General features: G+C 41.4%; 19 protein-coding genes. 5 read left to right on the top strand and 14 right to left on the bottom strand.

What is annotated here, in order from left to right:
- Positions 1–149: 149 nt before the first annotated feature.
- The 3 genes from MTBBW1_RS04450 to fdnG form a co-directional block, all read right to left on the bottom strand.
- Positions 150–1,031: a formate dehydrogenase accessory protein FdhE gene (locus MTBBW1_RS04450; protein ID WP_080799833.1), complete on the bottom strand. Its 882-nt coding sequence runs from the start codon at positions 1,029–1,031 to the stop codon at positions 150–152.
- Positions 1,032–1,246: 215 nt separating this feature from the next.
- Entirely contained in the window at positions 1,247–1,963 is a 717-nt protein-coding gene (locus tag MTBBW1_RS04445) for a 4Fe-4S dicluster domain-containing protein (RefSeq protein ID WP_080799832.1), read from the bottom strand.
- A 13-nt stretch (positions 1,964–1,976) separates the two neighbouring features.
- Positions 1,977–5,072 (bottom strand): formate dehydrogenase-N subunit alpha, encoded by a 3,096-nt coding sequence (gene fdnG, locus MTBBW1_RS04440; protein WP_080799829.1) that lies wholly within the window; start codon positions 5,070–5,072, stop codon positions 1,977–1,979.
- Between the two features lie 228 nt (positions 5,073–5,300).
- On the opposite strand from fdnG, the gene MTBBW1_RS04435 reads away from it, so the two are divergent.
- Positions 5,301–5,606: a HigA family addiction module antitoxin gene (locus MTBBW1_RS04435; RefSeq protein WP_080799826.1), complete on the top strand. Its 306-nt coding sequence runs from the start codon at positions 5,301–5,303 to the stop codon at positions 5,604–5,606.
- 176 nt (positions 5,607–5,782) lie between these two features.
- Here MTBBW1_RS04435 and MTBBW1_RS04430 read toward each other — a convergent pair whose 3' ends face one another.
- The 4 genes from MTBBW1_RS04430 to MTBBW1_RS04415 form a co-directional block, all read right to left on the bottom strand.
- Positions 5,783–6,550 carry a substrate-binding periplasmic protein gene (locus MTBBW1_RS04430; protein ID WP_080799824.1) on the bottom strand — a complete coding sequence of 256 codons (768 nt, stop codon included), beginning with the start codon at positions 6,548–6,550 and terminating at the stop codon, positions 5,783–5,785.
- A gap of 133 nt (positions 6,551–6,683) precedes the next feature.
- Positions 6,684–7,034, bottom strand: a complete 351-nt coding sequence (locus MTBBW1_RS04425; protein WP_080799822.1) for a DsrE family protein — start codon at positions 7,032–7,034, stop codon at positions 6,684–6,686.
- Positions 7,035–7,264: 230 nt separating this feature from the next.
- On the bottom strand, positions 7,265–7,753 hold the full coding sequence (locus MTBBW1_RS04420; RefSeq protein WP_080799819.1) for a type 2 periplasmic-binding domain-containing protein: 489 nt from the start codon (positions 7,751–7,753) through the stop codon (positions 7,265–7,267).
- Entirely contained in the window at positions 7,750–9,252 is a 1,503-nt protein-coding gene (locus MTBBW1_RS04415) for a hypothetical protein (protein WP_080799815.1), read from the bottom strand. Before MTBBW1_RS04415 ends, MTBBW1_RS04420 begins: the two co-directional genes overlap by 4 nt.
- Before the next feature lie 248 nt (positions 9,253–9,500).
- On the opposite strand from MTBBW1_RS04415, the gene MTBBW1_RS04405 reads away from it, so the two are divergent.
- Entirely contained in the window at positions 9,501–10,235 is a 735-nt protein-coding gene (locus MTBBW1_RS04405) for a metallophosphoesterase family protein (protein WP_080799809.1), read from the top strand.
- A 253-nt stretch (positions 10,236–10,488) separates the two neighbouring features.
- Here MTBBW1_RS04405 and MTBBW1_RS04400 read toward each other — a convergent pair whose 3' ends face one another.
- From MTBBW1_RS04400 to MTBBW1_RS04365, 7 genes are all read right to left on the bottom strand, one after another.
- A complete protein-coding gene (locus MTBBW1_RS04400) occupies positions 10,489–11,988 on the bottom strand; it encodes a serine/threonine protein kinase (RefSeq protein ID WP_080799806.1) in 1,500 nt (499 codons plus the stop codon).
- Between the two features lie 200 nt (positions 11,989–12,188).
- Positions 12,189–12,848 carry a phytochrome family protein gene (locus MTBBW1_RS04395; RefSeq protein ID WP_080799803.1) on the bottom strand — a complete coding sequence of 220 codons (660 nt, stop codon included), beginning with the start codon at positions 12,846–12,848 and terminating at the stop codon, positions 12,189–12,191.
- 30 nt (positions 12,849–12,878) lie between these two features.
- Positions 12,879–13,250: a response regulator gene (locus MTBBW1_RS04390; RefSeq protein WP_080799800.1), complete on the bottom strand. Its 372-nt coding sequence runs from the start codon at positions 13,248–13,250 to the stop codon at positions 12,879–12,881.
- Positions 13,231–14,979 carry a sensor histidine kinase gene (locus MTBBW1_RS04385; protein WP_080799797.1) on the bottom strand — a complete coding sequence of 583 codons (1,749 nt, stop codon included), beginning with the start codon at positions 14,977–14,979 and terminating at the stop codon, positions 13,231–13,233. The genes MTBBW1_RS04390 and MTBBW1_RS04385 overlap by 20 nt, the downstream gene beginning before the upstream one ends.
- Positions 14,980–15,364: 385 nt before the next feature.
- Positions 15,365–15,730 carry a Rossmann-fold NAD(P)-binding domain-containing protein gene (locus tag MTBBW1_RS04380; protein WP_080799794.1) on the bottom strand — a complete coding sequence of 122 codons (366 nt, stop codon included), beginning with the start codon at positions 15,728–15,730 and terminating at the stop codon, positions 15,365–15,367.
- A gap of 503 nt (positions 15,731–16,233) precedes the next feature.
- Positions 16,234–16,809, bottom strand: coding sequence for a Uma2 family endonuclease (locus tag MTBBW1_RS04370; RefSeq protein ID WP_080799789.1), 576 nt, complete (start codon positions 16,807–16,809; stop codon positions 16,234–16,236).
- Positions 16,810–16,820: 11 nt separating this feature from the next.
- Positions 16,821–18,323 carry a sigma-54 interaction domain-containing protein gene (locus MTBBW1_RS04365; protein ID WP_080799786.1) on the bottom strand — a complete coding sequence of 501 codons (1,503 nt, stop codon included), beginning with the start codon at positions 18,321–18,323 and terminating at the stop codon, positions 16,821–16,823.
- A gap of 109 nt (positions 18,324–18,432) precedes the next feature.
- On the opposite strand from MTBBW1_RS04365, the gene MTBBW1_RS04360 reads away from it, so the two are divergent.
- The 3 genes from MTBBW1_RS04360 to MTBBW1_RS04350 form a co-directional block, all read left to right on the top strand.
- Positions 18,433–20,220 carry a coiled-coil domain-containing protein gene (locus tag MTBBW1_RS04360; RefSeq protein ID WP_080799783.1) on the top strand — a complete coding sequence of 596 codons (1,788 nt, stop codon included), beginning with the start codon at positions 18,433–18,435 and terminating at the stop codon, positions 20,218–20,220.
- A 32-nt stretch (positions 20,221–20,252) separates the two neighbouring features.
- Positions 20,253–22,451 carry a TrkH family potassium uptake protein gene (locus tag MTBBW1_RS04355; RefSeq protein ID WP_080799781.1) on the top strand — a complete coding sequence of 733 codons (2,199 nt, stop codon included), beginning with the start codon at positions 20,253–20,255 and terminating at the stop codon, positions 22,449–22,451.
- A gap of 142 nt (positions 22,452–22,593) precedes the next feature.
- On the top strand, positions 22,594–22,784 hold a 191-nt coding region (locus MTBBW1_RS04350), incomplete at its 3' end, for an NAD-binding protein (protein ID WP_186441076.1).

Below are 22,784 nucleotides of genomic sequence, written 5' to 3'. Positions count from 1 at the left end.
TTATCTTGATTCAGACAAATGCAATAAGTTCTGAAAAAGCAATAAGATCTAAAAAAGCAATAAGATCTAAAAAAGCAATAAGATCTGGAAAAGCAATAAGATGTCGATTTTGAGTATATCAATATGTTATGGAGACTTTTAAATGAAAATTATTGTTCAAGGAGATTTGAGTACCCATGTTCAATGGCCTTCATGTCAAGATGAATTGTGGCAACAAGTTCAAGCTGTGGATAAAATGGTCGTTCAAGTTCCCGTAAATCAACGATTTTGATGTATCTTTTGCAGTGGTTGCAAAGATCCACCCTGTACTCTTTTTCATCATCACTGTAAAAGTATTGTTGCTGATCTTTTTCACGATTCCTGCACAAAGCACATCCTGTTCTGCCTGTTTTAAAGTGATGGAGGCAGAATCCGCATATCATGTGCCTTTCGCCATTTTCTTTTATATATCCAATCTGTGGCAGACTTCCGCATATGGGGCAGAAGCCCTTGTCCCATGCAGTGGTGTTATCTTTAGCACTGCTCTCTTTTTCAAGGTAATGGGCAAGCTGTTGAGCTCCTGTTTCCACGGCTGGTGCAATTGCAGACGCTGCCAGCAATATCAGGTGCTCTTCAGGGATTGCAAGCTTTTTAACTGTTTCACGAATAGAGGCGATATTGTTTTTTATAAAGTCATTAAATAGCTGTTCTGTATCAAGTTCTGCTTCAAGGATAGTGTTGGCGCTCTTTTTAAGTGCCGGAGCCCTCTTTTTTGCAATGGTGCAAAGTCTTTTAAGGAGTATGGATGCATGTTTATGGTCAAAGGGAAATTGCTCTGGAGATATCAGCGGAAGCTCATTCTCTTTTCTCATTTTTAAAACATCATCTGCAATTATGACAGGAGAAAGGTCAAGGTTTTTTTTACTATCTTCCTGGGCAAGGTAAAGCTCTCTGTAAAAAGGTATTATCTCTTCATATGCCGGTCGCATCTTTACAAGGTTTTCAGCACTTTTATTAATTTGTTCTGTTATGTTGCAGGTCTCTGTTGTCATGAAATCTCCGTGGAGGGAAGCCGGAAAGAATTTTTTCTTTCCGGCGTATTTTTATTAGAAAGCCTCTATAACATAGTGATATACAACGACTTTCATGTTTCATTGTGATGCGTCAGCAAACATGGGGGGTTTATTAGAAAGCCCCCGTCTTTTAAGGTTTTTGAGGACTTTCTACGTCGTTGTGGCAGGTGTTGCTGCCATGGCCGTTTATTAGTTTATACTCGCATTAAAGATGCAAAAGGCTTCATCATTTTTCGGAGTGCAACCTTGCGGCTGATGCCGCTTTTTCTTGATTGGGGTGCCATGGCATACTCATGGTAAAGCCTTGAGTCGTGAGTCACAAGATATATGACATTGACCTCATCTGTGTCAAGCAGAGATGCATTGGGAAATTTTTCCTTAACCTCTGCAAGACGCTTTTCCCCAAGGGCAAGCATCTCTTCTCTCTCACCAAAATTCATGGTTCCGGTTGGGCATGTTGCAACACATGCAGGTTTAAGGCCATTGTGAACCCTGTCATTGCACATGTCGCATTTGGAAATAGTTCCATCTTCAGCTTTTCTTGGGATGTTGTAGGGGCATGATGAAATAATGCTTTCAGCATCAAGCTCTTTTGTTTTTATTGTATAAAGGATAGCTCCTGTATCTTCGTCCCTGTAAATTGCATCACTGTTTTCCGCAGTCTCAAGGCATGGTGCCTCAATGCAGTGACGGCACTGATCAGGAAAAAAGAGCCATGTCAGCTTTTTATCAATGACCTCTTCTGTCATGCGCACCAGTTTGTAGGTGGAAAAGGTTAGATCAGCAGGGTTCTGGAAGGTGCCTCTGTTTGTTGTAATTTCAGCCGGAAGGTCATGCCACTGTTTGCAGGCGACCTGGCAACCTCTGCACGCTGTGCAGAGAGTCGTATCAATAAAAAATGCTTTTGCCATTTCAATCACCTCCTTAAAGTTTGATTACATTGACCATGAATGCCTTGGTTTCCGGAATACGGGTGTTTGGATCACCTGCCGGCGGAGTTAAAAGATTTGCACTCTCTTCAGCTCCTGTTGATGGCCATCTCCATCCAAAATGCCAGGGAACTCCCACCTGATGCACAAGGTTGCCGCCAATGTTAAAGGGTTTGAAGCGCTTGGTTACAACTGCTGTACATTCAACAGATGCCCTTGCACTTGTCACTTTGACCCTTTCTCCGTTCTTTATGCCTTTAAGCTTTGCAAGCTCTTCACTCATTTCAACAAACATCTGGGGCTGAAGCTCCATGAGCCATGGCTGGGGACGGGTCATAAGCCCTGTCTGCCAGTGTTCGCTTACCCTGTAGGTTGTACCCACAAAAGGAAATCTTGGATCGCATGTGGCATGGGAATCCTCGCTGCTGGAATATACAACAGCCGTTGGATTGACCCTCTGGGGATTGAGAAAGTTCTTTTCAACCGGACACTCAAGGGGTTCATAGTGCTCAGGAAAGGGACCATCTGCTCTCCCTGGCCCGAAGATCTGGCCATGGCCGTGTTTTCTCATGATAAATGGATACTTTGAATCTTCTCGCTTGCTACCATCCGGATTTTCAAGTGGATACCATCCGCCGTCAGGTACATCTCCTGTCCACTTGTTGGAGACCCATTTGCCATCTTTTTGTTCCCCTTCAAACTTTATAACCCACTGATCCTTGTCCCAGGGCTGCCCCTTGGGATCCACTGATGCTCTGTTGTATATGATACGGCGGTTTACAGGCCAGCACCATGCAAATTCAGGATAGAGGCCGATGTTGTTGACAGCATCCTTGTCGCTTCTGCGGGCAGACATGTTGCCTTTTTCTGTGTAGCTGTTACAGTAGAGCCAGTTGCCTGAAGATGTGGAACCATCTGCCTGTAAAAATGCAAAACTTGGAACAAGGGTGCCTTTTTTGTAGAGTTTATCCTTAATGGTGATATCTTTGAGAAAATAGCCATTGATCTCTTTTGCCACCTTGTGGGGGTCATATGCTCCGTTTGTGTCATAATCCCATTTGAGGTTTAAAATTGGCTCTGCAAGTACACCGTCCTTGTGGTAAAGCTCCTTTATCTTGTGGCCAAGCTCCAGAATGATATCGCCGTCAGGCCGGCTGTCGCCCATGGGTTTTGGGCCTTGATATCGCCACTGCATCCATCTGCCGGAGTTTGTGATGCTTCCCTCTTTTTCCACGGAAACAGATGCCGGCAGCATAAAAACTTCAGTCTTTACCTTGGTGGGATCTACGCCAGGTCCCTGCCAGAAAGAACCTGTCTCGTTGTCAAATAGATTAACGTTGACCATCCATTCCAGTTTTTCAAGGGCTTTTCTGATTTTTCCTGCATTGGAGCCGGAGCATGCAGGGTTCTGTCCCCAGGCAAAAAAGCCCTTTATTTTTTCGTCAAACATTTTATCAAAAAGGTCAAACCACGAATATGCCTTTCCGTCATCTACCTTGGGAAGCCAGTTGTAGCCAAAATCGTTGGCCTGGGTTGCCTGTTCCCCAAAGAAGGATTTAAGAAGACTTACCGAATATTTAGGATAGTTCTGCCACCAGTTTGCAGAGAGAGAATCATAGCTTTTTGGTGTTGCACTGGCATTATATACGGAGAGAGAATCTTTAGAAGCACTTGGAGTTTTGAGGTACCCCGGCCAGATGTGCCACAAAAGACAGTGGTCTGTGGAACCCTGAACATTGGATTCCCCCCTAAGAGCATTAACACCCCCGCCGGCAATGCCCATGTTGCCAAGAAGAAGCTGGACTATGGCCATTGTCCGGATGATCTGGGTTCCCACAGTGTGCTGGGTCCAGCCCATGGCATACATGATGGTTCCTGCCTTGCCCTTTGCGCCTGTCTCTGCAAAGGTTTTATAAACATTTATAAGATCCGCCTCGGATGTTCCTGTTATTTTTGATACCATATCCGGAGTGTATCTTGAGTAGTGCTTTTTCAGAAGCTGAAAAACACATCTTTCATTTTCAAGGCTTCTGTCCATCATAGGAACCTTGTTTTCATCCATCTCAAATGCCCATTGGGATTTGTCGTAACCTCCAAGGGATGGGCCTGCCTCTGGTTTTCCTTTGGTATATCCGGAAAAGAGACCATCTTTAAATCCATAGGATTTTCCCACAATAAAAGGAGCATTTGTATAGGCTGCTGTATATTCCTTATTATAGAGGTTGTTTTTAAGGATGTAGTTGATCATGCCGCCAAGAAAGGCAATGTCTGTTCCTGATCTAAGGGCTGTGTAGAAGTCAGCCCTGGCCGATGTTCTTGTGAATCTTGGGTCAACGCTTATAAGCTTTGCACCATTTTGCATGGCCTGGGTTACATATTTGAAAGAAATGGGATGGTTTTCAGCGGCATTGCTGCCCATGATGAGAATGCAGTCACTGTTTTTAAGGTCAATCCAGTGGTTTGTCATTGCACCGCGTCCAAACGACTCTGCCAGAGCCGCTACAGTTGCGCTGTGTCAGATACGGGCCTGATGTTCTATATATACAAGTCCAAGGGATCTCAAAAGTGCCTGATATATCCAGCACTCTTCATTATCCATTGCAGCAGAACCAACAGAGGCTATGCTTGTGGTACGGTTTACAACCTGACCTTTGGAATTGGTCTTTTCAAAGCCATCATCCCTTGTCTTTTTGACTCTCTCGGCAATTTTTTCCAGTGCCCAGTCCCAGGAGACCTCTTCCCATTTTGTGGAGTAGGGCGCTCTGTACATGGGTCGGGTCAGACGGTTTTCGTTTTCTGTGAGCTGTTTTATTGATGCACCTTTAGAGCAGAGTGCGCCGCGGTTTATGACATGATCGGGATCACCTTCAATGTTAATTACCCGTCCGTCGCCACGTTTGCTTGTGTGGACAATTGCACCGCATCCCACAGCGCAGTAGCAGCATATGGTTGTTGTCTCTTTCGCGTACTTTGTTTTTAGCATCTGGGCATGGCTTTTGACCGGTTTCAGGTCAAAACCAAGGGTGCTGACTGCAAGGCCGGCAGCCGTAGCTCCTGATACCTGAATAAACTCTCGTCGGTTCAAATTCATCTGAAATCTCCTTTCTGATGGTCTTTGGGGTGAGGGAAAATGTGCCACAAAAAGTTATTTAAATGGGGGCATTGGACTTTTTTTAAGCAGTATATTGCCCTCTTGTTTTGAGGCAGTATATTATCTTGTTATTTATGGCAGGATTTTTCATAACATAAGGTGAGTTACAGAAAGGTTACAGAGTCAGAATCGACAACTTTTTTCCCTTATTGATGGAAGGATATAATCATGACTACAAAAAGAAAACCGGCTCATCCTGGCCGGATATTGAAAAATATGTATCTTGAACCGTTGAATCTCACTATTACCTACGTGGCAGACATGTTGGGAGTGTCAAGGAAAGCAATATCCTCTATTGTGAATGAGCGGAAATCTGTAACGCCGGAAATGGCATTGAGGTTTTCTATAGCTTTTGACACCACACCAGAATTATGGATGAATCTCCAGAAAAATCACGACCTGTGGCGTGCAGCAAACTCCACGGAAGGGTGGAAAGATGTAAAACCGATATATATAGCTCCTTCTTTTGCCTGATGAGGTAGCATGACCGTATCAAAGTACGTCACTAATTCAGATGAAAGTACGTGATTCTCAATAATAATCACGGATAAGTCTACAATTGTTTGCTTTTTTCTTGAATATAGTCATCAATATTTGATGATTTGGACACTTATTTAGATTGATACTTGTAGAATTATCCGTTTTATTTATTATTTGAGATATTGTTGTAGTATTTTGTCGATCTCTCCCTTTGCTTTCATCTCTTTGATGATTTGATCAAACTCATTTTTGAAATCGGAGATATATGGGAAATTTTCATATTTTCTTGTAAAGCCAAGATAGCCAAAATTATGATTGGTCGTCATTCCTCGTGTGATGGATGGATAGGCTGTTATATCAATCAATTTATCATTGATGTAATAATCAAGTCTTCCCGCTTCCAACTTTTTAAGGTTCATTTCGTTGTTGTCAGCTTCTTCAAGTTCAATTTTCCCAGCTTCAATGGCCTGGGAAAACTTTTCACCAGCCATGGATATAGGATCAAATCCTCTGTTCAACCCCACTTTACTACCGTAAAAATCATCAGGCCAAATGCTTTTACCTTCCAGTTTTTCAGCTTTCGCAAAAATAATGAGCTCTTCTTGCAATATGGGTTCGGAATAATTCATCCATAGAGTTCGTTCTTCATTAAAATAGGGCGGAAACAAGGCCAACACTTTTCCTGCTTTGATCATGTGAATTCCTCTCTTCCATGGCCTCATCTCAATTGTTACGTCATATGCTTCCATTCTTGAGAAAGCCTCGGTGAGAATGTCCACATATACGCCTTTTGGTTGTCCGTTTTCTTCATAAGAATAGGGTGGATAATTGGCATCACCGTAAACAGTCAGCTGCTGCTTTGCAACGCACAATCCTGACAAAAGAATAGTGAAACTCATTGAAGCGTACAAGGAAATCATGATAATTCTTTTTTTCATAATAGCGACTCCTTAAAAAAAATTAATCAATTTCCCCTCTCCAGTCATGGAAAGGGGGAGGATGGCTGTTTGCAATAACAATATGTGGCAGTTAGATTAGAACTTACAACTCACGAGAACATTAATGGGGGCTCTAAAAATTAAAAACCTTTGCTTCAGCAGCCATGTCAATAAGGTGGGGGCCGCCATCAAGCTGCATGTTTGAGAAAAAACCGGCTTCGTCCATATCTCTGTTTTTTGCACAAGGGGTACATATGCCGATTTTGACTTCATTTTCAACAAGGTAGGGAAGATAATCTCCAGGGCAGTCACCAGTTGTTGTTTTCAGTGTAAGATCCCTTGTCCTGTCAGCCCATGCCACTCCGCCATCAATGAAAAAAAGATTTACATGGTGACCTTTTGAATGAGCTATTTTGGCAAATTGAAAGCATCTTGTTGCGGATTCGTTATCATCTTTACTTAAAACAAAAAGAAAATTGGCCATTGGATATCTCTCCTTTATGATAATTATTTGTGTTCCCACTGGCAAAACGTGAACAGGATACTTTTAAAATGTGACTGTATCCTTCATTATTTTCATGGTCGGCAGGTTCCTGAATGCGGCCATGAAGGTTTAAGTGGGTTTATCCTTACTACATGGATAAGTCAAGTTATAACTCATAACACTTTTGGTCAAAAGTGCATATCAAACAGAAAGATTACACGGAAAGAATCTTATTCCTTGTTATCCCGAGATTTTGAATTGAGTACAAGTACCACACGAACCGATTCATCAATATAATCAACAGGAATATAACCTATGGCATTACTGTAAAGTTTTACTGTCTCACGCACGGCAAGGCTGTCCGGCATAATTGGAGGGGGCTGAACGTCACCACTGAACTGAAGGCGCGCCCAGTAGGCATTGAGACGTTTGAGGGTCATTCCGTTAAGAAGCTTGAAAAAGTGTTCGCGAATCGCTCCTTCCCACTCTTGTTCCAGGACAAGAACAGGCTCTCCTGTTGGAAATGCCCTGCGTCTTCCCAGAAAGATATCTGAAACTTCTTTAGGGGTAAGGGACTCTATATTAATGTCGGGATTGATGATTACTGCGATGGCGGTGGAGTCTGTTTTACTGTTTGACCACGAGGTGCCATCTGTATGCCAGAAAAGTATATATATGACAATCATGATTATTGAAATCTTTTTGATCGTTTGTTTCAAAACATAAACTCCATGCTTAAGGTTCCAAGGTTTACTCTGTTGTCCTGACCGCTAATCCTGTCCTTACAGTACCATAGTCCATAACCTTTGGAATGAATATGTATGCTGTCCCACTGCAATTTTAGTGCCGCCTTGAGATTAAAATCCCACCTGATGCCAAGGGAGAAAGTATCTTGATCCATTCGGGTTGTGTTGATTATGCCAATTGCATCCTCCTGAAGTCCTGTTTCTCCGATGGGTGACCAGTCAGCACTTGGTTGGCGCAGGTCATTTCCTGCTCTTATGGCACTGTATATAAGATAGGGTGTCCAGTCTCCTGATCTGTATCCAAGGGCTGCATATCCCATTTGCCCATGGGAGAGGACTTCTGCTGTTGTTGTGGATTTTGCAATTTCGGCCTGAAGAATCCATTGACCGTCATCGTAGGCTGCTCCCAGCGTCATGTATGTCATCTCGGTGTCTTTAAATGCTATATCTTCACGCAGAGATTGAGCTTCGTCACTGATATCAGGAAAAAATTCTCGTGTGCCTTCTGCAATTTGTTCAAGTCCCTCCTGCAAAGGGGTAAAAAGGGGCATTGCGTTTTTGAATGAAAAGCGTGAGTAGCCTGCTTTGAGAAGCAGATTTCCTGACTGGCGGGTAATGGTTAAATTGTGAAGCCCCTCGGTTTCACAGTCATATATAATTTTTTCTATTTCAAACGGGAATGCATATTCTCCGGCCTGCAAACGAAGACGCCACTGGCTATTTCCCTGGTTGATTCTAAATGTTGCATCTGCTCCATCCATGTTAAACACAGGAATCCATCCATAAAATTCCAGAGGTGGCCTTGCCCAGGGATATGCATACCCCATATTGCGGGTGTCAGACATTAGAAAAACATCATAGCCCATTCTGCCAATGCGAAATTCTGACCAGTATGTTGGCCTGTATGCAAAATATGCCGATTCCAGGGAGTTTTCAAAGTCAATTTCAACTTGATCTCTTAAGACACTCTGGGTCACAAAGTCAAGGTCAGAATTGAAGCGATAATGTGCCTGCAATCCCAGACGAGAATCCATAACTGCGGTATGGTTAGATTTAAATCTGTTGTCAGGACTCTGTGTTATATCCCTTACAGGAGCAACATTGGCGCCATTGTCATATACTGTAAAGCTTAATGTACCATATCCACTGATTTTAAATCCTGATAGATAACGCTGTGTATTTATGGTATCAGGTGAATTCACAGTGTCGGATGCATTCACATCATAAGATTCAATAACAGTCTCGGATGTATTCACATCATCATATTCATTCACAGTGTCAGGTGCATTCAGATTGTTTGATAAATTTATTGTTATGGGTGGCTTATTTGCAGTTTCGCTGTCTTTTAATCCTTTCAGTTCTTCGGCATGCAGAGGAATAGGGAAGGGTTTTCCATTACTATATTTTATTGGAATAAAAGTTAATCCTGTCAGAAGGGTACAAGCAAGGATTATTTTAACTTTTTGTTTCATGAATTCCTTTTAGAATGGCAAGTTCCATGTTTGTTGCAAAGGTTTTGCCATCTTTTGATTTTTTTATTTGATAAACTGCATAACCTGGGATATACCTTAAAAACAGCCTGAAAAGAAGTTATTTTTAGTTTTTTTTGGGGCATCACTTCATACCTAACCTGGACAATACAGAACCCAAAAGGTTTTCCTGATTCTATTGTCCAAAAAGTACCAAAATCAGAAACAAGCAACTAAAGTGGGAAAAATCCATGCGCATTGCTGTTTTTTCAGATGTCCACTCCAATCTTGAAGCCTTGTCTGCTTTTATTGAGCACTCTATGACAAGGAACATTCATCGTTATGTCTGCCTTGGTGATATTGTTGGTTATGGTGCCAACCCCAATCAATGCATCAGGCTGCTTCAGTCCATACCTGATATCTTTTTTGTTCTTGGCAATCATGATAATGCGGCAGGCAGTGAAATTGTAGCCATGAACGGCGATGCAGGCAGGGCGATTTTATGGACAAAAAGAAGATTAACTCTGCAGAACACAGGTTTTTTAAAGGGAATGAGTGAGAACATCTCCCTGGAGAATCTTTTTTTCTGTCATGCAAACCCATCTGGTAAATCTGACTGGTACTATATTGCAGAAAAAGCATATATATCCCGTACCTTTTTCAGAAGCAGAGCAAAAATTCTTTTTGCAGGACATACCCATGCTGCGGCTGTTATTACAAGAAAAAACTTTTTTTGTGTATATATCAGAAAACCCGAAAACGGGGCGGTTGTGCCTGTTGCCAGCCTCAACCGGCAGATATTCAACTGTGGAAGCATTGGGCAGCCAAGGGATGGCGACCCAAGGGCATCGTACATTATATATGATTCAGAAAAAAGTGTTGTTGAGTTTCACAGGGTTGAATATGACCATAAAAGAGCTGCAAACAAAATTCTGGCTGCTGGCTTACCAGGACTTCTTGCTGACAGGCTGTTAACAGGTTCCTGATAATGGTTTTTCCGTTATTGCTCTTGTGGAAGAGGCCTATGATGCAAAACCCAATATATTTGGGTAACCTATCTTCTTAAAGTCGATACCTATGATCTTGTAAGCCTTGTCAACACTGTCTGAATCAGGATTCCCAAGATTAACAAGATAAGGCAGGATTATTTATCCTGAGCATCCTATCCATCCTGGTTATCCTGGTTCAGACAACTGCAATAACTTCTGAAAAATCAATAAGATGTCGATTTTGAGTATCTTAAGCTGGAATATGTGTTCCATTACCAAAATCCGGAATTTTTTCAAGTAGATCATTCTGAAGCACGGATGCATTCTGATATCTTTTTTCAAAGTGCTCTTCAAGGCAGGTCATAATGACCTCTTCAAGGGCATTTGATATGTCAGGATTTATCTTTCGAGGTGGAACAGCGCACATATTAAGCTCTATGTCCATTGGATATGCACTGTTGTCCTGATTGCAGAAGGGCAGGCGGTTAAGCGAAAAAATATATAAAATGATACCCAGTGCCCAGATATCGCTTGCAAGACAGGTTTTGCCCTGAATCTGTTCCGGCGGCATAAAGTTAAGTGTACCATGGGGAGAGATGTTGCCATCAACCCACGATATCTCTTTTGCACTTCCAAAATCCAGCAGTTTCAGAATACCATCTTTTCTTATCATTATATTCTCAGGTTTTATATCCCTGTGCATTATTTTGTGGTCATGGGCATGGGCAGTGACAGAGAGAAGCTGGAGGAATATTTTCTCTTTTTCAAGGGGTGGCATCCTGGTCTCAAGTCGCTTTGGGAGAGTCAACCCTTCAACATACTCATTTATCAATATGAATTTATCATTATCTTTTACAATCTCTATCAAATGCACAACATTGGGGTGATAGACAAGTCTTTTCAGAACCGCTGCTGCTCGCAGTGCAGATATGTTCATTGTGCTGTTATGCGGAATCTTTGCTACAGCCTCCCTCTCCCTTCCAATTTCCTTGACAAGCCAGATGATTCCGTCGCCTCCAGTGGCAATTTTTCTTACAGGTTGCCATTTATTGAAAATCGGCTTTTTCTCCCTTCTTGCAAATTGGGATTTTGGTGTGAAAAAGCCAAGACCTTCATGCAGGTAGCCTACAATACGGTTCCATGGTGTCCCTTTTTTTTCAGAGCCTGTATATATTCTCTGATTTTCTTCAGTCTCGTTTGTTTCTTTTAATGCATTTTGTGTTTGGTGTTCGCTCTTCTCTTTTAACACATTTTTTGGGGGGGCATCGCTTTTTTCTTTTAGTGTACTATTTTTTTGGGTGCTGTTTTTTTCACTTAAAAAAGTGTTTTTTTTGCCGTCATGATTGCTGGCACGGCTTGTCTGTAAAATTGCCTGACCGCATTCAAGTAGCACATAAAATCTTATTGCAAAGCTCTCTTCTTGTATTGGCATTGCAATAAAATCATCTGCACCAGCTTTTAAGTAGTGATTTATATTAGATAGAAGCTCTTTGGGTAGGAGAACCAGGAGAGGCACAGGCGGATCAAGAATTTTTTTAATTCGGCGAATTTTTTCCACCTGCCGGATTCGGTTTTCGTCAACATGAATTATTACAAGAGAGATCTTTTTTTGACGAAAAAACTGTTCGTATTCTTTAAATGGCAGTTTCCCAACAGCTTCGGCTCTTATCTCAAATGACCTTGTAAGTCGCCTTGTCAGTAGCTCTTCTGATTTGGTGAGGCCGAACATCAGTATGGTTTCTGGTACCATATCTCTTCTCCCCCACTATTTTTTTGTTACAGATTGCTTTATCAGGGATTATCCTGATTTTTCATAATGTTAATCCTTTACCGTGAAAATATCCCTCATCATTTTCATAATCGGGGGCTGCACCGTAGAGACAAGGTATGCCTTGTCTCCAATACCATCTTTTGAGTTAATCATGGTTCAAAATTTTTTGAAAATTAGAATCATTTCTTAAAGGTAAGCAATAAGCCTGATGTTAATGGTGATGCAGTTGTATTAATTTTTTCCAGGGCATCTGTTAGATTTGTAAACATTGAAGATGAAGAGAGTCTATCCCTTATATCATCAACAGGGTTCTCTTTATTTGAGGCTGTTATTTCAATTTCTGACAAAAGCCCCTCTCTGCCATTGAATTTAAAGGTTACTATGGTGCCTGGATTCAGGCATGTAAAAAGGCATTCCATTGCCAGATGCAGGCATGCCTGTATCTGGAGAGGGTCAGTTTTGAGTTTCAGTGCTTCATGGCAGGGTGCAATGGCCATCTCCATGCCGGCATTTCTTGCAAGTCGGTCGGTGAGAATAAGCAGACGGGTTGTAATTTCAATAATATCTGTAGTCTCTGTCTCATGGTCGGCAGTATGTGCAAAGCTGTTAAGGGATGAGGTAATTTCTGTTCCTCTTGTTACCTGCTTCTTGATTGTGGCAAGACATGAGAATAGTCGTTCTGGCGTGATATCCCCTCCTTGGCGCTCTGCCATCATGAGAAGGTCTTCCATCAGACCTGCGCTTTCCTTGATAATGGCCAGAACGTTTTGCATTTCATGGGATACAGAAGCTGTGATTTTTCCAAAAAATTTTGGTTTTAATGTCTCTTGGCTGTTCATAGCCGTTATCTACTCCTTATGTATGTCTGTTTAGTTTTTAACAGCACTGAGTATTTTTTTTGTCAGCTCATTTATATCAAGCGGCTTCATTAGGTAGTCAAAGGCGCCAAGGCGCATCCCTTCCATCCCTTCCCTTGTGGAACCGTGTCCTGTGAGAAGAACCACAGGAAGTTCAGGAGTGAGGCTCTTTATCTGACGCAGGGTATCAAGGCCGCTCATCCCTGGCATCAAAAGATCAAGTATGGCAATGTCAAAGGGTTGATTTGAGACAAGATCAAGCCCTGCTTCTCCGCTGGCAGCGGTCTGGGTCTCATATCCTCTAAGTGTCAGACGTTCTGCAAGTGTTGAAGAAAACTCCTCTTCATCGTCAATTAATACAACTTTAATTGGTTGGGTGCTCATTATGCTCCTCCGGTGAATGTTCTGAGATTTTTGGAAGGATTATGGTAAATTCAGTACCCTGGTTGACATGGCTTGAAACACTTATGCTGCCTCCAAGCCGGTCTATTATACCGTAGGAAATGGAAAGGCCAAGCCCTGTGCCTTTCTCTTTTTTTGTTGAAAAAAACGGGTCAAAGACATGTTTTATAATATCTTCCGGAATACCGCAACCGTTGTCATTGACCTGAATTTTGATTCCACCTTCATCCATGTTTTCTGTTTTGATATTAATTATACCACCATTTTTTACAGCATCAAAGGCATTGGTGAGAAGATTGAGAAAAACCTGCTGGATCTGTCCTCTGTCTGAAACAATAATGTTGAGAGGTTCCATGAGGTTAAGACGGATATCAATTTTTCTGTAAAGTGCTTCCCTTTCCAGAAATCCAAGTACCTCCTTTATAACAGCATTGGTGTCCATGGACTCTCTTTGAACTTCTATCCGTTTGGCAAATCCTAAAAGCCTGTGGGTAATTTTTCTGCATCTTTCAACTGATTTCAGGATCGAGGCTATAAGAAGCCTGAATTTTTCACTTTGGGAAAAATCTGCTGAAAACTCCATGATATCGTTCATAAGACCTGCCTTTTCGTTGATGATGGCAAGAGGATTATTGATCTCATGGGCAACACCTGCTGCAAGTCGTCCAATGGACGAAAGTTTCTGGGTATGCTGGAGTTCCGCCAGGGTATTTTCCCTTTTTTCATCAGACTCCTTAAGGCGCAATATAAGGCTGTTGGTGATTTTGAAAATGGCTATGACAATAAAGAAAAGTCCAATCAGAAATACAATGAAAAGCTCTGTTTTAAGGGCATACCACGATTGCAGAACCACAGAGCGGGGTTTTACAATGACAAGGGTGTAGTTGGCTGCATTAAAACCCACACTTGCAATGACAACCTCCTGTCCTTCAGGGTCAACTGTTTCGTATATGTGTGACTCAAATTTCTGGGATGGTATGTCAAAGGGGCACTGTTCCAGGGTTTTTCCATAAAATTTTGAATTTGTCTGGAACACTCCCTGGGTGTCAATCAAAAATGCGTCACTTTTGGGGTCAAGCCCCATGCTCTGGATAAGGCTGTCAAACTTATCTGTGTCAATTGTGGCTCTTAGAATCCAGGTTTTTCCTTCATCTGTCAGGTGTTGAACAGCAACTACAATGTGTGGAAATTTTCTGTGCCCCAAAAATACATTGCTTATATATTTACCTTTGATCAGGGTCTCCTGAAAAGATGTCTGTTCTGAGTAGTTTTTACCAAGAAGCGGGTAGGGGCCAGCGTAACTGTTAAGTATTCCATTGGAGTCAATAAGGCCGAGATCCACAAAGCCTCCAAACTCTTTTTTGAGAAACATGAGAATACGCTTGATGTTCTGGCTGTCGTTAAGCTCCTCGTATGTGTAGGCTGTGGCAATAAACCGGACAGTTGAAAGCCTTGCCTCAAGAAGTATTTCAAAGGAGTGTTTTGTCTTGTTTGCCAGGGTGAGAATGGGGGTTGTTATCTCATTTCTAAGGTGGTTTCTGTACTGGAAATGGTTAATAACAATCATTGTTCCCATGGGAAGAGTTGTTACAATTAGCATGATGGTAATAATGAGCCTTCTTAAAACAACATAGTGCTCAGGAGAGCTGTTGCCCGGATTATAAAGGCTGCTTAAAAGGGTATAAATTTTTGAATTTTTGAAGTTAATCATGAGGATTCTTTTGCTATGTGGTTTGTTAAGGAATTGATTTTTAATAACTTGATAGTATAGAAATTTCCATTTTTATCTTGCAAAAGCAAGTGGTTATGGAAAAGCCCGCCCGAAGGGCGTTAAGTTCATAGTATAGGAATTTCCATTTTATCTCCTGCAAAAGCAAGTGGTTATGGAAAAGCCCGCCCGAAGGGCGCTAAGTTCATAGTATAGGAATTTCCATTTTATCTCGTGCAAAAGCAAAAGTTTATGGAAAAGTTCGCCTGAAGGGCTTTAAGTTCCCTATTCACATCGTCCCCATGCCCCCTCTCATAGACTTGCGAGTGGGAGTTTGGGGGAAGCTAATTAAACCCTATTACTAAAGCTTTTGTTTTTTGCAAAAACATCAAAATTGATAGGGTGTATTTTCTACTATTCGTGGGTATAGTATGGCGCCAGGAGATAGAGTGTTATTGAGGTAGCAGTCAAAGGCATTCTGCCAACTGCTTATAACTGAATCAAATATTGTAACTTTTTTCCATTTAAGAAATTGATAAAACTCATCTTCAATGGCACCACAGATCAGGATATGGATATTTTCAGTCAGGATAAGGTGGCACAGTTTCTCAGCAGAGGCTCCTGGAAGTACAACTGTCCGTTCTTCTTCAATTTCGTTATTTCTTGAGATAAGAATTACAAGAACTTCAGTTGCAAGATCAAACCTTGGGGCAACATCGTCTCCGGATATGGGGATCAATATTCTTTTTATCATGGCAGCAGTGTTGACTCCTGATTAGTGGTAAGCATAACCTCATCACCTGCTTGTGTCAATCATTTTGTGTCATAGTTTTTCAATATATGTAGCATAAAGTTTCATTATGATTCTAAATGGTGACTGAGTGGTATCTCAGTGGGCAAAAAACTGTAGTGAGAGACCTGAGTGTTTGCCCTGTATGGCGGAAATCACAAAGGGTTGTCTCTAATTTTCCTCAAGATCGACATCTTGTTGGCTTTTTTGGCATTTATTGCATTTGTCTGAATAACGTACATGGCGGATTACCGCCACAATCGAAGGGATGAAAGTCATTTTCAAAACAGGCTGTTACGGAGACTTTCATATAAAGGATAACCAGGATTTACAGGATGCTCAAGATTTTTATCCTGTAAATCTTGGTTATCCTGGGCATCCTGATTCAAACAGTATTAACAAGGCTCATAAGTTCATAGGTGTCGTTTTTGAGAATTTTCACTATTCGTTGTGGCCGTAAGATCATATTACTTATTGAATTCAACCCACTTATAAATATCAGATAGCAATAATTCACAGTTAACAGACTCGATTTTCATAATCTGCGCCATATCTTCATAATAAAGCATACTCCACATTTTTTTTTCTTTTCTGATGAACTGTTCAACTCTGCATTTGTTTTGAGATACAAGAATATACTCTTTAAGTGTAGGAATCATCCGGTAATAAGAAAACTTATCCCCTCTGTCAAAAGCCTCGGTAGAGTTTGAAAGAATCTCTACTATAACAATTGGATTAGTTAAGGTGTCAAGGTCGTTGGATTCAAATTCAAGATCACTACATGCCACTGCAAGATCAGGGTAAACATAGCCGTTTTCAATTTTCACCCTCATGTCATTGGAAAAAACTCTGCATGTAGAATTGGTGATGCCATTAACCAAATTTACAGTAAGACTTGTGTTGATGAGATTATGATTCTTTGTAGCTCCTGTCATGGCAAAGAGTTCACCATCGAAAAATTCATGCCTTATATCTGATTTATTATCAAATTCAAAGTACTCATCCGGGGTCATTTTACTTTGAGGTTGAACTTGCACATTCATTTTTTTATCCATTATTCTATTTCATACTGTTTCATTTTCCGCCACAATGTTGTACGTCCCCACCCAAGAATCTCCGATGCAACCTGTTTTCTACCCTTTGCCTTGAGAAGTGCATCAAGAATCATCTCCCTTTCCCTGTCTGCCCACGAAGCTCCTGTATTTGATTTCTGGTTGAAAAGAGGGGTTTGAGTTGCAGAAGAGTAATGCATGGTTTCCCCTTTGTCATATGACAAAGAGGGGTCTTCTCTTTCTGTATAATTCGTTCCAGATAGTTGCCTGTTTTCCTTGTTGTCTCTCTCCTGTTGATGGTAATCCTCTCCTCTTACAGGAAGCTTCATTGGAGAGTCAAAAAGATATGCAGGCAGATTTTCAGGTTCAATCAGGTGATCTCCTGCCATGTTTACAGCGTATTCAACAATGTTTCTGAGTTCCCTTATGTTTCCTGTGTACCCATAGTGGATAAGGATATTCAAGGCATCCTTTGAAAAGTGGCTTTTCCTTCTGTTAAGCTGTTTTGAAAAAGTGTTGAGAAAATGGTCAAGCAGCAATCTTATATCGCCTTCCCGTTCTCTTAAAGGAGGGAGGTGGATTCGTGCCACGTTGAGGCGGAAGAATAGATCCTGGCGAAATTGTCCGTCTCTTACCATTGTTTCAAGGTTACGGTGTGTTGCTGCAATCATCCTTACATTGGCATTGAAGCCTTTGGTGCTGCCAAGGGGGTAGATAACCTTATCATCCAGGAATGTGAGCAGTTTAACCTGAAGAGCAAGCGGAAGGTCTCCAATCTCTGTCAGAAAGATGGTTCCGTTATGGGCAAGTTGAAACCTGCCAGGCTTGTTTTCAACAGCTCCTGTGAATGCACCTTTCTGGTGTCCGAAGATTTCTGACTCAAGAAGTGTTTCCGGTAGTGCTCCGCAGTTGATTTTGATGAAAGGGCCTGCTGCCCTTGTGGATGTCTGGTGAATGGCTTCTGCCACAAGATCCTTGCCGGTTCCTGTTTCTCCTGTAATAAGAATGGATGTGTCGCTCTGGGCAAGTATTGGTATTGTCTGGAAGATTTTTTCCATCTGTGTACATCTTCCAACAATGTCAGAGAAGCTGTATGCCTTGCTTTTTCTGACATCGCTTTGCTTTATTGCTCTTATATCTTCAACCGTTTCAATGTATCCGCTCTGTTCACCGTTTGAGTTTAAAAGAGGGGCAAGTGTTATTCTTACAGGAAGTTTCTGGCGGTCACGATTTATTATATCACTTTCAAAACAGACAGGGTGTCTTATGTTGCCTGTTGCAGAGGTGGCAGGGCAGTTTCCGGAGCAGTGCCTACTCCTTATTATATGGCAGCATGGAATACCCCGTGCATCAGATGCTGAAAAGCCGGTCAGTGCTTCAAACACACGATTGACAAGTACGATCCTGAAATCAAGATCAACAATGGTTATTCCCAGGGGCATCTCATCCAGAAGGCCCCTGAAATTAAGGGGGGATTTCATAAGATCGTTAACAGTTGGTGTCATAGGCCTTTTGTTCCCAAAATATTCCCGTTCGTTTTTGCCTGTGATTTATGATAGAGTGTATTGGTCTTTGTGTCAATTTGAAATAAATACTCTACGAGGAGGCTGAATTATGGCTTTATGTTATAAAAGTTTATTTTGGTGGTTGTCTATATCTTTAATTGTTGTTTGCTGTATGTTTCCTTCCAACACTATGGGAAGTGAGCCAAGTGGTGGAATTGAAGTCGGCGCTGACAACCAAGTTAACCCGGATTCTAAAACCCTCTCTCCAAGCCAGAATAAACTTGCCGCCCTTGCAGATATTCTTGATTCAATGGTTCTTCTTCAAAAGGAGCTGGAGCTTAAGAAAAAAGAGTTGAAAAATGCTGAGACTGAGGAAAAAAAACAGAGAATAACCGATGAGATGAACGAAATTATAACGCGCCTTGACAGCAGGGAGAATGAGTTTAAAACCATTGCTGTTGGAATACAGCCCCAGGGCGATATTTCAAAGCCTCTCAAGATAGTTGATCTTAAAGAGGAGATTCAGGAAATTTTTCGTCCATTTATTGAGGAGTTAAAGGATATAACAAGCCATCCTCGGGAGATTGAGAAGCTCAGAAAGGAGATTGCATTTTACGAAAAACATCTTGCTGCTGTCCAGCAGGGGATTTCCAATACATCTGTTTTAATAAAAGAGGCATCTGATAATAAAGTTAAAAAGAGATTGGCTGAAATTGAAAAACAGTTGCATGAGAAAGAGAAGGATGTGCAGCGACATATTACCCAGTCCCAATATCAGCTTGATCAGAAAATAGAATCAAAAAAATCAATAGTAAAAGTCCTTCAGGGTGCTGGGGATGATTTTTTCAAAACAAGGGGTATAAACCTTCTGCTTTCTGTGGTTGCTTTTTTTGTTGTCTTTATCATGTTTCGTTTTTTCTACTGGTGGATTTTCAGATCAAGAAGGGCAAATTCTGCAAAGGAGCGCTCATTTTACAGTCGTCTTTTTGAAGTTATCTACCATGTTTTTACATTTTTCCTTGCAGTGTCTGCATCCTTGCTTCTGCTATATAATTTTGGAGACTGGATGCTTTTAAGCGTTGCAATGATATTTTTGATAGGGGTTGCATGGACAACAAAGAACGGTTTTGCAATGTTCTGGGAGCAGGCAAAATTCATATTAAATATAGGTACCGTAAGAGATGGGGAACGGCTGATTTATGATGGTGTCCCCTGGAAGGTAGTTTCACTTAATCTTTTGACAACCCTTGAAAATCCCGAGCTTGCAGGTGGTGTCAGGCGCCTTCCGCTTCAGGCACTGATGGGGTTGCAATCCCGTCCGTTTGTTAATGATGAACTTTGGTTTCCCACGCGAAAAAATGACTATGTGGTTTTGGCTGACGGTTCATTTGGCAGGGTTATAATGCAGAGCCCTGAGATGGTAAATCTTGAGGTTCTTGGCGGTTGTGTTAAAACATATCCATGCAGCTCATTTCTTGATCAGAATCCGATAAATCTCTCCATGAACAGCTTTGGAATTGGTGTCACATTTGGAATTGATTACGATCATCAGGCAGATATAACCCGTGATATTCCTGCAAAAATTTACAAAACTGTATCAGAAGAGATTGTAAAAAGGGAATATGGTGAGCATCTTCTTGATCTTCTTGTTGAATTCAAGGAGGCTGCTGCATCTTCACTTGATATTCTCATATTTGTAAAATTTGCAGGGCCTGCAGCAGAATTCTATTACATGATAGGCAGAGCTGTGCAATCCATTGTTGTTGATGCATGCAATAAAAATGGTTGGGGCATACCATTTACACAGATAACGGTGCATAATGCACAGAGTGCCATAGAGAACCCATGCAATAATTTTCATGCTGCTGATCATAATTTGGGAAATCCTGACAAGTAATGCAGAAGGCCATTTAAACAGGCATAACAAGAATGCAGGTTAAAAAATCACGTACATCTCTTCAGCAGGTGGGGATTGAGGGGGCATTGATGGCAATGTCTCCTTTTCCCTTTATTCTGCTTGATGCTGTTGCCGGAAACAGTTCCGGTAACTCTTTTGATCTATCCACATTGTTTGCAATACATGGAACAATTTTTTGTTTTATCAGTGCCTTCCTGATCCTGAGATCTCCTCGTTACGGTAAAACTTTTGCGGCAGTTGCTCTTACTTTTACAACTCTTTCCGGACTTCCTCTGTTTCTTAATAATCCCTTTTTTGCCTTGACAGGGGCGGTTCTAACAATATCAACCCTGTTTTTCCTTTTTGATTACGAGCCTTCTGTCAATTACCTTATGATAAGCTCCAAAAATCAACGTTCCTTCCAGCGTATTCGTTTTGCTGCCATTTCACTTTCAATTATGGCCACCTTTGCAATGATCTCACAACATCATGTTGAGTCATCCATTGATTTGGCTGTCAATCATCAATGTTTCGCTGATCCTTCATTGGCTGCATCCACTCTTATTGTTGGATTTCTTGTAATACACCATTTTTTTCAGGCGATATCTGAAATAATGAGAGAGATTGCTAAACCGACATGGCTGACGTTCCGTCACCCCCGAACATGGAAATCATGTATCTGTTTCCACGGTAAAGAAAGATCAGGTAAACATAACATACCATCTGGAAAGATACTCTTGGCTGGAGACAGGGTATTACTTGTAAGGTCTTTCATACTGCTGTTAGTAATGATTGTTGCAGTCGCAATGGTAATTTTTTCATTGTCAGGTGGCTTCACAAAAGTTGCAGCAATGGCAGCCGGAATGATTATAGCTGTTATATTGCCGCCTGATACAATGCCTTCAGGAAAAGATATCAGTATCTGGGAGCCACTTCTTGTGCATCCTGCACGTATGATGCTTATTACTTTTTTTGCATTGTGCATAACAGGTACTATTCTTTTGATGCTTCCATGTTCTGTTACTGATGATATTGCCACTGTTGATGCTGCTTTTACCTCTGTAAGTGCTGTTTGCGTAACTGGCCTTGTTGTGCTTGATACTTCAGTTGATTTTACATTGATAGGTCAATTGTTTATATTGTTGCTTATTCAGCTTGGTGGTCTTGGCATTATGGGTGTTACAACTGTTGCTCTACATGCGATGGGGCGGCGGATGACACTTCGTCATGAGCGGATAATGACTGCCATTACAAACAGTGGCCACAATGATTTTGTGCGTTCCATTATTCTTATTCTGCAATATACCTTTTTTGTGGAAGCAGCAGGAGCATTTATCCTGACCCTGCTTTTTCATTTTTCCGGAACATCTCCATCCTTCCCCATGTCCGTATGGCAGGGGATTTTTACAGCAGTCTCTGCTTTCTGTAATGCTGGCTTTGCTCTTCAAAGTAACAGTCTTGTCACTTTTCAGCACATGCCAGCCATACTACATGTCATTTCACTTTTAATCATATTGGGAGGAATTACTCCTGCAACAGTATTGGTTCTATTATCTAACAAAAGAGTGCCTGTTGCAGCATCTCTTGCTATTATTACAACAATTGTGCTTCTGTTTGCAGGAATGATTTTTTTTCTGGCATGTGAATGGAACGGAATTTTGTCAGGATTGCCATTGTTTGACAAAATTAATAATGCATGGTTTTTATCGGTTACATTAAGAACAGCCGGTTTTAATTCCATTGATCTTGCTGGAACCACAGGTCCGGCTTTTCTTATGATGCTCTGCCTTATGTTTATAGGTGGAAGTCCAGGCGGTACTGCCGGTGGAATCAAAACCACAACAGTTGGCATTTTGTTCATGACCTTCATTGCCAATATAAAATCATGCGATGATGTGACTGTAGGTCGTCGTATAATTAATCCCGGAACAGTTTACAGGGCTGTTACCATTGTTTTTGCAGGCTGTTTTATCTGGTTTATGACGGTTTTTATGCTGGAAATCACGCAGCAGATTCCAATGCGTGAAATTGTATTTGAAGCAACATCAGCAATTGCAACAGTTGGGTTGTCCATAGGGGCTACGCCAATGCTTGATGAAATCGGAAAAGTTATTATCCTGATGGCAATGTTTGTTGGAAGAATAGGCCCTGTCACCCTTTTCATGATTTTGAGTAGAGAACGGTCAGTCTCTGCTTCTGGCTACCTTGATGCCAGGATATCTTTAACATAGAGAGTAGAAGTTATAACAATGATGAGCTTGTAAAAAGTCCTATTTTGAAAATTTTTCACTCATAAATCATTGAAATTATTAATAGTCACATTGGTGTTGTGGACTTTTTGCGAGACAGTCAAAAATGGGAATTGGAGGTGTAATGTCTCAACAGATATTGATCATTGGCCTTGGGCAATTTGGCATGTCACTTGCCCGGACTCTGTCAGAGCGCAAAGCTGAAGTTATGGCTGTTGATATCAGAAAAAATCTGGTTGAAGAGGCATCTGCGTTTGTTACTGAAGCCCAGGTGATGGATGCTACTGATGAATCCGAGCTTGCCACTGTTGATCG

Source organism: Desulfamplus magnetovallimortis (assembly GCF_900170035.1).
GTDB lineage: Bacteria > Desulfobacterota > Desulfobacteria > Desulfobacterales > Desulfobacteraceae > Desulfamplus > Desulfamplus magnetovallimortis.
The sequence above is the reverse complement of the archived record's forward strand: the minus strand, read 5'-3'. Positions and strand labels throughout refer to the sequence as shown.